Origin of the sequence: Terribacillus sp. JSM ZJ617 (genome assembly GCF_044383785.1) — a bacterium.
Lineage (GTDB): Bacteria > Bacillota > Bacilli > Bacillales > Amphibacillaceae > Terribacillus.
The window spans coordinates 168214-176896 of record NZ_JBISEQ010000003.1; the positions used below are offsets into that span (position 1 = coordinate 168214).

10 protein-coding genes are annotated in these 8683 nt (G+C 44.6%); 8 read left to right on the top strand and 2 right to left on the bottom strand.

Features of this window, described 5'->3' with window-relative positions:
• The first annotated feature begins 6 nt into the window (after nt 1-6).
• Together hemH and hemY are read left to right on the top strand one after the other, a co-directional pair.
• Nucleotides 7-954: a ferrochelatase gene (hemH, locus tag ACH6C1_RS12335; protein WP_095223769.1), complete on the top strand. Its 948-nt coding sequence runs from the start codon at nt 7-9 to the stop codon at nt 952-954.
• On the top strand, nt 947-2368 hold the full coding sequence (hemY, locus tag ACH6C1_RS12340) for a protoporphyrinogen oxidase (protein WP_374077472.1): 1422 nt from the start codon (nt 947-949) through the stop codon (nt 2366-2368). The genes hemH and hemY overlap by 8 nt, the downstream gene beginning before the upstream one ends.
• A 66-nt stretch (nt 2369-2434) precedes the next feature.
• Here the strand turns inward: hemY and ACH6C1_RS12345 are convergent, their stop codons facing one another.
• The gene (locus ACH6C1_RS12345; RefSeq protein ID WP_374077474.1) at nt 2435-2992 is read right to left on the bottom strand and encodes a DUF6434 domain-containing protein; all 558 of its coding nucleotides are present in this window, start codon (nt 2990-2992) and stop codon (nt 2435-2437) included.
• 160 nt (nt 2993-3152) lie between these two features.
• Between ACH6C1_RS12345 and ACH6C1_RS12350 the strand changes: the two genes are divergently transcribed.
• The 4 genes from ACH6C1_RS12350 (at nt 3153) to ACH6C1_RS12365 (ending at nt 6845) form a co-directional block, all read left to right on the top strand.
• The gene (locus tag ACH6C1_RS12350) at nt 3153-3884 is read left to right on the top strand and encodes an MBL fold metallo-hydrolase (RefSeq protein ID WP_374077476.1); all 732 of its coding nucleotides are present in this window, start codon (nt 3153-3155) and stop codon (nt 3882-3884) included.
• Between the two features lie 90 nt (nt 3885-3974).
• The gene (lplA, locus tag ACH6C1_RS12355) at nt 3975-4970 is read left to right on the top strand and encodes a lipoate--protein ligase (RefSeq protein WP_366249264.1); all 996 of its coding nucleotides are present in this window, start codon (nt 3975-3977) and stop codon (nt 4968-4970) included.
• Nucleotides 4971-5023: 53 nt separating this feature from the next.
• Nucleotides 5024-6193 carry a M48 family metalloprotease gene (locus tag ACH6C1_RS12360; RefSeq protein ID WP_374077479.1) on the top strand — a complete coding sequence of 390 codons (1170 nt, stop codon included), beginning with the start codon at nt 5024-5026 and terminating at the stop codon, nt 6191-6193.
• A 127-nt stretch (nt 6194-6320) separates the two neighbouring features.
• Nucleotides 6321-6845: a competence protein ComK gene (locus ACH6C1_RS12365; RefSeq protein ID WP_095219497.1), complete on the top strand. Its 525-nt coding sequence runs from the start codon at nt 6321-6323 to the stop codon at nt 6843-6845.
• Here ACH6C1_RS12365 and ACH6C1_RS12370 read toward each other — a convergent pair.
• Entirely contained in the window at nt 6793-7182 is a 390-nt protein-coding gene (locus ACH6C1_RS12370) for a YhjD family protein (protein ID WP_095219496.1), read from the bottom strand. The two genes, ACH6C1_RS12365 and ACH6C1_RS12370, sit on opposite strands and share 53 nt — an antisense overlap.
• A 201-nt stretch (nt 7183-7383) precedes the next feature.
• Here ACH6C1_RS12370 and ACH6C1_RS12375 point away from each other — a divergent pair, with 201 nt between their 5' ends.
• Both ACH6C1_RS12375 and lepB read left to right on the top strand, forming a co-directional pair.
• A complete protein-coding gene (locus tag ACH6C1_RS12375; RefSeq protein ID WP_095219495.1) occupies nt 7384-8031 on the top strand; it encodes a TVP38/TMEM64 family protein in 648 nt (215 codons plus the stop codon).
• Between the two features lie 54 nt (nt 8032-8085).
• Entirely contained in the window at nt 8086-8628 is a 543-nt protein-coding gene (lepB, locus tag ACH6C1_RS12380; protein ID WP_095219494.1) for a signal peptidase I, read from the top strand.
• Nucleotides 8629-8683: the final 55 nt, after the last annotated feature.

The window sequence follows — 8683 nt, forward strand, 5'->3', positions numbered from 1 at the left end:
TAAGACATGACAAAGAAAAAAGTTGGTTTATTAGTTATGGCGTACGGCACGCCTTATAAAGAAGAAGACATCGAACGTTATTATACAGATATCCGGCACGGACGAAAGCCTACACCGGAAATGCTGGAGGATTTGACTAGCCGTTATAAAGCAATCGGCGGAATTTCCCCGCTTGCGCGTATTACACAGGAACAAGCTGATGCTATCGAAACAGCTTTGAACAACTCTCAGGAAGCTATCGAATTCAAGGCTTATCTTGGTTTGAAGCATATTGAGCCTTCCATTGAAGATGGTGTTGCCGAAATGGCAAAAGACGGTATTACAGAAGCTATTTCACTCGTATTGGCACCACATTACAGCACATTCAGTGTGAAATCCTACAACGAGCGTGCTCATAAAGCCGCTGCAGAAGCTGGTAATCTTCAAATTACGTCTGTAGAAAGCTGGTACGACGAACCAGGCTTTATCAAATACTGGTCAGATAATATTTCAGAGATCTTTGCTGGCATGGACAAAGAAGAGCGTGATAAAGCAGCGCTGATCGTATCTGCGCACAGTCTTCCGGAAAAAATCCTTCAAAATGGTGATCCGTACCCGGATCAGCTGAAACGTACAGCTGATTTGATTCAGGAACAGACTGGTATCAAAAACGTTGAGCTTGGCTGGCAGAGTGAAGGTAATACTCCTGATCCATGGCTTGGACCGGATGTACAGGATCTTACTCGCGAGCTTTACGAGAAAAAGGGCTATCGTTCCTTCGTATATGCACCAGTAGGCTTCATCGCGGACCATTTGGAAGTATTGTATGATAATGACTATGAATGTAAGGTCGTTTGTGACGAATTAGGCGCAAAATACTACCGTCCGGCAATGCCGAACACGGACCAGCAGTTCATCGATACATTGGCGAAGGTGGTATTGGAGCAGCAGGCACGAGTTGAGCGCCATGGCTGAAAAAAAACAGATCGCGATCGTCGGGGGCGGTATTGCCGGCCTGACAACCGCTTATTATCTTCAGAAGCAGATCCGTGCATACCGTCTGGATTATGAAGTGATGCTGTTTGAAGCCTCCAGCCATCTTGGCGGAAAGATCGACACGCTGAAAAAAGATGGATTCGTGATTGAACGCGGCCCTGATTCCTTCTTAGCACGTAAGGAGTCCGCATCCCGTGTGATACATGACATTGGCATGGAAAAGGATCTCGTCCGAAACAATACAGGACAATCCTACATTTTAGCGGGCAAGAAGCTACATAAAATGCCGAAACGTGCCTTTATGGGTGTACCGACAGAATTAAAGCCATTTTATCAATCGCGTCTTCTTTCCACTAAAGCGAAAGCTCGAATCAGTGTTGAACCGATGCTGCCGAAAGGAAAAGAAGCTCAAGACCAATCCATGGGATTATTCTTCCGCCGGCGCTTCGGTGATGAATTGGTAGAGAATGTGCTCGAACCGCTTTTGTCCGGTGTCTATGCAGGTGAAATTGATGAATTAAGTTTGATGGCCACATATCCAAAGTTCTATGAAGTAGAACAGCAGTATGGAAGTGTGATCAAAGGATTGCAGGCGACGATGCCGAAGCCGCCGAAACAAAAGAAAGATGTGAAGCCTCCAGGCGCATTTCTTTCCTTGAAGAACGGGCTGCAATCATTGGTGGAAGGTTTGGAAGCAAAGCTTGATCCAGGCACTGTCCATTTAGAAACAAGTGTGGATCATATCGAACGAAAAGAAGATCATTATCATCTGCTGCTAGGCAACGGAGAGGTATTCCGAGCGGACGCCGCAGTACTTGCTTCGCCTTTCTTTGCAGTTCAGCGTATGCTGAGTCAATATGATTTCATGGAGCAGCTGAAAGAGATGAAGGCGACATCTGTTGCAACGGTAGCGATGACATTCGATGCTTCTGCCATCAAGAAAGATATCGATGGTACAGGCTTTGTTATCTCCCGCAACAGTAAGTACCGGATTACAGCATGCACATGGACGCATAAAAAGTGGGAAGGCACCACTCCTGAAGGCAAAGTCATGCTCCGCTGCTATGTCGGCAGACCAGATGACAGCGGCATAGTGGATTTGTCTGATGAGGAAATCGTCCGGATCGCTTTAAAAGACTTGAATAAAATTATGAAGATAAAAAGCAAGCCGCTCTTTTCCGTGGTCAGCCGCTGGAAAAAAGCAATGCCGCAATACGTAGTCGGCCATCTGCAGCGTGTTGCTGATGTGCGCGCCAATATGGCGATTCACCTTCCTGGTCTATTCCTTGCGGGTGGTTCCTATGATGGAATCGGTATTCCGGATTGTATCGATAGCGGCGAACAAGCCGTACAAAACGTACTTGCTTACTTGCGTGAAAAAAGCTTCTCCTAAGGGAGAAGCTTTTTTTGTACCTTGTTATTTCAGATATTATGGAAGCAGTTATCATTCTTGGAGCAGTCAGGTACTATGGGAATAAGGCTTGCTTTTCTTCTTGTTCCATGCTTCGACAGCTTGGCTGCGTGTCTTTCCTTTGTTTATAGGATTGGAGAAAAATTCACGAATAAATCGATTATACTCAAACTGAGGGGCAATATCTTTCCTGTAAGCAGGATCTTGCTTGCGATTTTCTTCTTTATGCCACGCATTAATAGCATCTTCGTATGTTTTACCAATGTTTGCACGAAAATAGTCTTGTATGTAAGTAGAGAAATGAAAATGTTCTCCAATTTCCTGCTTGAAAAATGCTCGTACTTCCTGGCTGCAGCGATGGTCTTCTGTAATAATGGTAGAACGGCTGAGCGGTTCATTGGATTTCTTTCTCCTGCGTGATTGTTTCTGTTTTGGTTTTTCAATGAGACCATTCCGCAGGAAGCTTTCAATTCTTGCTGTAATCTCCATTTTGGATCCAGAGACAGGCAATTCATTCTCACGGCAGAATTGGACAAGTTCTACTTTCAGCCAATAATAATCTAGAAAATCATCTGCATTCGTCATACGAGTCAATTCTGGTCTCAAGTTATATACCCCCACATGCGTTTTTCTCTCTTTTTGTTATATTATGTCATATATGCATAAAGGAGACCAGCCCCTAAGGGGAGCACTCCTTAAAGATTATGTGGTTTACATGCAAGGAATTCGGTAAAGGTAAACAATAGAAGGAGAGGTGTTAGAAAGTATGAAATTGACAGTTATAGGATTTTGGGGAGCTTATCCAGGCAGGGAAAGTGCCAGCTCTTGCTATTTAGTGGAGAAGGAAGGATATGCTCTGCTGCTGGATTGCGGAAGCGGTGCGTTATCACGGATGCCAGCTTTCATTGATCCGAAGGAATTGAATGCGGTTGTCGTAAGTCATTATCATCCTGATCACATAGCGGACATTGGTGCTTTGCAGCATGTTTGGCAAGTACAAAACAGCTTGAAAGGAACAGATGATGTGCTGCCTATTTATGGCCATGAAGAGGACGATGCAGGCTTCCAGAGCTTAAAACATAAATTCACCGAGGGGATTGCCTATAAGCAGGATGAAATTCTTAGCATAGGTCCTTTCGTGATCACTTTCATGAAAACGAAGCATCCAGTGCCCTGCTATGGTATGCGGATTTCAGATGGTTTTTCCGACATTGTTTATACAGCTGATTCCAGTTACTTAGAGGAATGGGCGGAGTTCAGCAAGGATGCAGATCTGCTTATCACCGATTGCAATTTCTATCAGCATCAGGATGGGGAATCTGCCGGTCATATGAACAGTCTGCAGGTAGGCGGCATTGCGGAGCGGGCAGGTGTGAAAAATCTCTTCCTCAGTCATCTGCCGCATTTTGGAGAACACAGGCAGCTGTTGGAGGAAGCAAGCAGCGTATACAGCGGAGAAGTAAAGCTCGCATATGAAGGGCTGACATGGGAAGGGTAATACCTTCCCATTTGTCTGAATTGCTATCATGCTGAGGATTCGGTAGAATATTACTAGGATAAACAATTTCTGACACTGGGGGTCTTTATTTTGCGTTTTATCGATAATGAAGGTATTACAGATCCGAGGATTAACCTTGCGATCGAGGAGTATGTCCTGAAAAATTTCGGCAAAGACGATACATATTTGCTTTTCTATATCAATGAACCATCCATCATCATCGGCCGGAATCAGAACACGATTGAAGAAATCAATACAAAGTACGTAGACGATAATGGCATCAAGGTCGTACGCCGCTTATCCGGAGGCGGAGCTGTATACCATGACATGGGTAATTTGAATTTCAGCTTTATCACACAGGACGACGGTAACAGCTTCCAGGATTTCGCCAAATTCACTAAGCCGGTTACGGATGCATTGAACAAGCTTGGTGTACCAGCAGAATTGAAGGGGCGGAATGACTTGCTTGTCGGTGAACGCAAAATTTCCGGGAATGCGCAATTCTCCACACGCGGTTTGATGTTCAGTCATGGAACACTGATGTATGATTCGGAAATCGAACATGTTGTATCAGCTTTGAAGGTGAAGAAGGAGAAAATCGAATCCAAAGGAATCAAATCTATTCGCAGCCGTGTAGCGAATATTTCGGAGTTCATGGAAAATAAAATTCCTATGGAAGAATTCAAGGATATCCTGCTTCGTTATATCTTCGATGTGGAAGATACGAAGGATGTACCCCGTTACAAGCTGACAGAAGAGGATTGGAAAGCAATCCACAAAATCAGCGAAGAACGATATCAGAAGTGGGAGTGGAACTACGGTAAATCACCTAGCTTCAATATCCAGCAAACACATAAATTCCCATCAGGCAATGTTGATATCCGCCTGGATGTAAAGAACGGAATCATCGAGCAGATCCGTGTCTTCGGTGACTACTTCGGTGTCGGCGAAGTCGGTGAACTCGAGGAAAAACTGAAAGGTGTCCGTTATGAGCGCGAGTCGATTCAGCAAGCGCTGGCGGATGTGAATGTGAGCCATTACCTAGGTAAGATCGAGAAAGATGACTTTATTGATCTTATGTACTGATTATCTATGAGACGACCTTCGGGCCGTCTCTTTTTTTCAGAAGGAGGAATCGGATGAAACGGGTGCTTCTTGCTTATATTATCTATCTTTTAGCTATCTGGATTTTCTTTCCATTCATCTATACAGAATGGAATGCGGATGTAAGCACATATGCAAGTATCGGTCATGCAGTCTATTTTTCCAGGCTGCCGTTATTGCCGTTATTTCTTTATGTTGTTTGGAAGAACGATAAGCTGCAGAAAATAGCTGCTAGCATGGAAAAACGACTGCCCAAACTCTTTGCAACTGCTGGCTATATGTTTTTATTGACTATCGTATACGGTATTGTTCAGCTTCCATTCCGGTTTGCGGGTTATTGGAATGCGCGTCAAGCGCAGATCAGTGTCCAGAATTTCGGGGATTGGGCAGGGGAATACGTACTAAGCTTATTTCTCTTTTATTTGGCTGTCACAGCAGTTGTTTTGATATCGCAGTATCTAATGAAAAGATTCCGAAAAAACTGGTGGATGCTTCTTTGGTTCTTGCTTGTACCAAGTGCCATTTTCATCGTCTATGTCCAGCCAATGTGGATTGATCCGCTTTATGAAGATTTCTATCACCTTCCTGACGGGGAGTTGCGTACGGAAATCGAGCAGCTGACTAGTGAGGCAGGAATTCCCGATGCAACACTTCTGGAAATAGATAAAAGTGCTAAAACAGTAACGTATAATGCATATGTAACAGGACTGTTCGGCAGTGCTCGTGTAGTGTTGTATGATACAACAGTCGACGGCTTGGCCCAAGATGAGGTTTTGTTCATCGTCGCCCATGAAATCGGTCATTATGTGCTGCATCATGTGTATTGGGGGACAGCTGGTTTTCTGGTTCTAGGATTTGTCCTCCTTTGGGTAACTAAAAAATTATCAGATAAGTTATTGGCTAAAAGACAGATAAGTGCTCATCAGCTGAGAGCAGTACCACTCTTCCTGCTTATCCTTAGCACGCTGCAATTTGCGAGCGAGCCTGTTTCACTTTATGTGTCGCGAGAAATGGAGCGGCAGGCAGATGCTTATGCGCTGGAACACGCACCTGATACAGAAGCAGGCATTCACATGTTCCGGAATATGCAGCAGGTCTCAAAAGGCGATCCGAATCCTTGGCCGCTATTTGAATGGCTGCGTTCCACGCATCCATCTAACCAGGAGCGTATCGAAACAATAGAATCTTATCAAGAAAACAGGTAGAAGCATGAGTTCTACCTGTTTTTGTAAGATTTCTATTAAGAAAACAGAGTTCTCCTATTTTCATGCCTGAAATTTTGCTATTGTAGAATCAATCCCTCTTTTCCTGCATCAGAAAGGATGTTTTAAGATGCAGCAGATAGAACAAAATCCAACCATGGCAGAACTTACGCCGCTTACAATGGCTGTACTTCCGAAGCTCCTCGAAAACGGTCAGCCAGGCTGTGAGGTAATCGAGACAGAAGATAGTTTTACCTTTCGCACCCCTCCGAGCAGATTCATTGATTTGGCCTGCAAGTTTTATGGAAGCAGTTTAAAAGGAAGACAGGCAGGTGTGAAAGACATATGCGGTATCACTCATAAGGCCCCGATATCGATTGACCCTGTCAGCGGTATGTATTTCTTTCCCACCTCTTCACCACTCTCCCATGCTTGCTCCTGGATTTCTCATTCCCACATCAAGCGGATTGAAGCCGCCCCGCATCAGCGAACCACCCTTATATTCAAGAATGGCTACACACTTACCCTTGATGTTTCGTATGGATCGATGATGAATCAGGTGCAGCGTACTGCACAATACAGATTCCTGCTGGATAAGCGAATCAGGCATTTGTGGAAGTATGGCGGGGATCAGATTGCGGAGCCTTTTGTGTAAGCTCCATCAGGATTGCCTCGACTTTCTTCCGAATCGCTGGATTGAAATAATTCCGCTTTTCCTCACACTCCTTCGTGATGAACAGGAAAGTGGTGAAGGCGTCGTTTTTCTCTGCTGTAACAACCTGCAAATTATGCTGACGAAGCTGAATGCGCAGCTGTTGTCGTTCCTCCAATGCACGCTTCTCCATCGATTGTAATGTATGTAACAGATGCGCCTTTATCTTATGCTTTCCTTCTTCTACAATCCGGATATCCTGCTGCAGGACAACAATGGCCATTGATAGAAATAGAAAGCGGGACCCCAGCTTATATTCCGACTCACTAAGACAACGCATATGCCTTTCCTCCTAGTACGAACGTATGTTCTAGTATACCCTATTGTATGCAAAGTGAAAACAGGATATTACAGGTAATTTTCAAAAAAATACTAACCAAATGCAGGAAAAGAAGGGATAATCCTGTCAGACTTTGCATGCTTGGGCTTTTCGTTTAGAATAGTAAAAAGATGTTTTTGCTGGGAATAGGAGAATGGTTAGATGGTCTTAGGCTTTGGATGGAACGATTTGATGGAAATGTTCCGCAATGGAACATGGGACGATTATGTGAAGTCCCTGCTTGATCGATATGAGAATCTGGGTCCTATACCCGGCATTTTGCTTCCTTACTTGGAAGCTTTCCTGCCGTTTCTGCCGCTTGTTGTCTTCGTACTGACGAACACTGTGGCGTACGGCCTGCTATGGGGCTTCCTATATTCGTGGATTGGTACGTCGCTTGGAGCAATCACTGTGTTCTGGCTGATACGGCGGTACCGACATACACGTATAATCAATTGGCTGCGGCATAACAAACAAGTAAAGCGAATAACTGAATGGCTGGATCGTCATGGTTTTGGTCCATTATTCATTCTTTTATGCTTTCCATTTTCGCCCTCGGCTATCATCAATGTGGTCGCAGGATTATCGAGAATCAGTGTGCAGCAATTCGCTTTGGCGGTATTTCTCGGGAAAGCGCTGATGATCTTCTCTATTGCATACGTCGGTGAAAGTTTGACTTCCTTTGCAGAAAATCCGATTAAGACGGTGGTTGTAGCTGTTGCAATCATCCTATTCTGGACGGTAGGTAAATACGTAGAAGGAAGATTGAAGAAGAAGAACGGAAAGCAGGAGCAGTCACATAAGGATTAAAGCTATTCAAGCCGGGGTAAAGTGTTGCAAAACACTTACACCGGGGGAAGGCGCATGAAAAAGAAAAAACGTTGGAAGTTTTTCTTCTTGTTTGCCGGCATCGTGCTTTTGATCTTCTGTTCCAGAGAATTAATCTTTGCGGATTATCGAGTGGAAGGGGAGTCAATGGAGCCGACCTTGCAGGACGGTAACTTCCTGATGGTGAACAAGTTCATGAACGACGCAGATAGTATCCAGCGTTTTGATGTCATCGTTTTTCACGCAACAGAGGATGAGGATTATGTGAAACGTGTCATTGGAATGCCAGGGGATGCAGTGGAAGTTAGAAATGACAGACTGTTTGTAAACGGTGAATACAGACCGGAGCATTATCTGGAAACGTATAAGGATGATGTCGATGGTCAGCTGACGTATGATTTCACGTTGAAAGACGTTACCGGGAGAACGACAGTGCCCGAAGGAATGCTGTTCGTAATGGGTGATAATCGAAGGGACAGCCTTGATAGCCGCTCTTTTGGCTTCATCCCGATTGAACAAGTTGTCGGGAAGGTGGATGCCCAATTCTGGCCAATGTCCGCATCTGGACTTGGAGTTTAGCTCCTTATCTTTGATAAGGGGCTTTTCCAGTATATACAAGCGAACAAACGTGCGC

What these genes read in the sequence shown, in the direction of transcription:
- ACH6C1_RS12360 (WP_374077479.1), top strand. Translation starts at nt 5,024, where the DNA reads ATGAAACGGGTGCTTCTTGCTTATATTATCTATCTTTTAGCTATCTGG.
- ACH6C1_RS12370 (WP_095219496.1), bottom strand. Translation starts at nt 7,182, where the DNA reads ATGCGTTGTCTTAGTGAGTCGGAATATAAGCTGGGGTCCCGCTTTCTA.
- ACH6C1_RS12375 (WP_095219495.1), top strand. Translation starts at nt 7,384, where the DNA reads ATGGTCTTAGGCTTTGGATGGAACGATTTGATGGAAATGTTCCGCAAT.
- ACH6C1_RS12350 (WP_374077476.1), top strand. Translation starts at nt 3,153, where the DNA reads ATGAAATTGACAGTTATAGGATTTTGGGGAGCTTATCCAGGCAGGGAA.
- hemH (WP_095223769.1), top strand. Translation starts at nt 7, where the DNA reads ATGACAAAGAAAAAAGTTGGTTTATTAGTTATGGCGTACGGCACGCCT.
- hemY (WP_374077472.1), top strand. Translation starts at nt 947, where the DNA reads ATGGCTGAAAAAAAACAGATCGCGATCGTCGGGGGCGGTATTGCCGGC.
- lepB (WP_095219494.1), top strand. Translation starts at nt 8,086, where the DNA reads ATGAAAAAGAAAAAACGTTGGAAGTTTTTCTTCTTGTTTGCCGGCATC.
- ACH6C1_RS12365 (WP_095219497.1), top strand. Translation starts at nt 6,321, where the DNA reads ATGCAGCAGATAGAACAAAATCCAACCATGGCAGAACTTACGCCGCTT.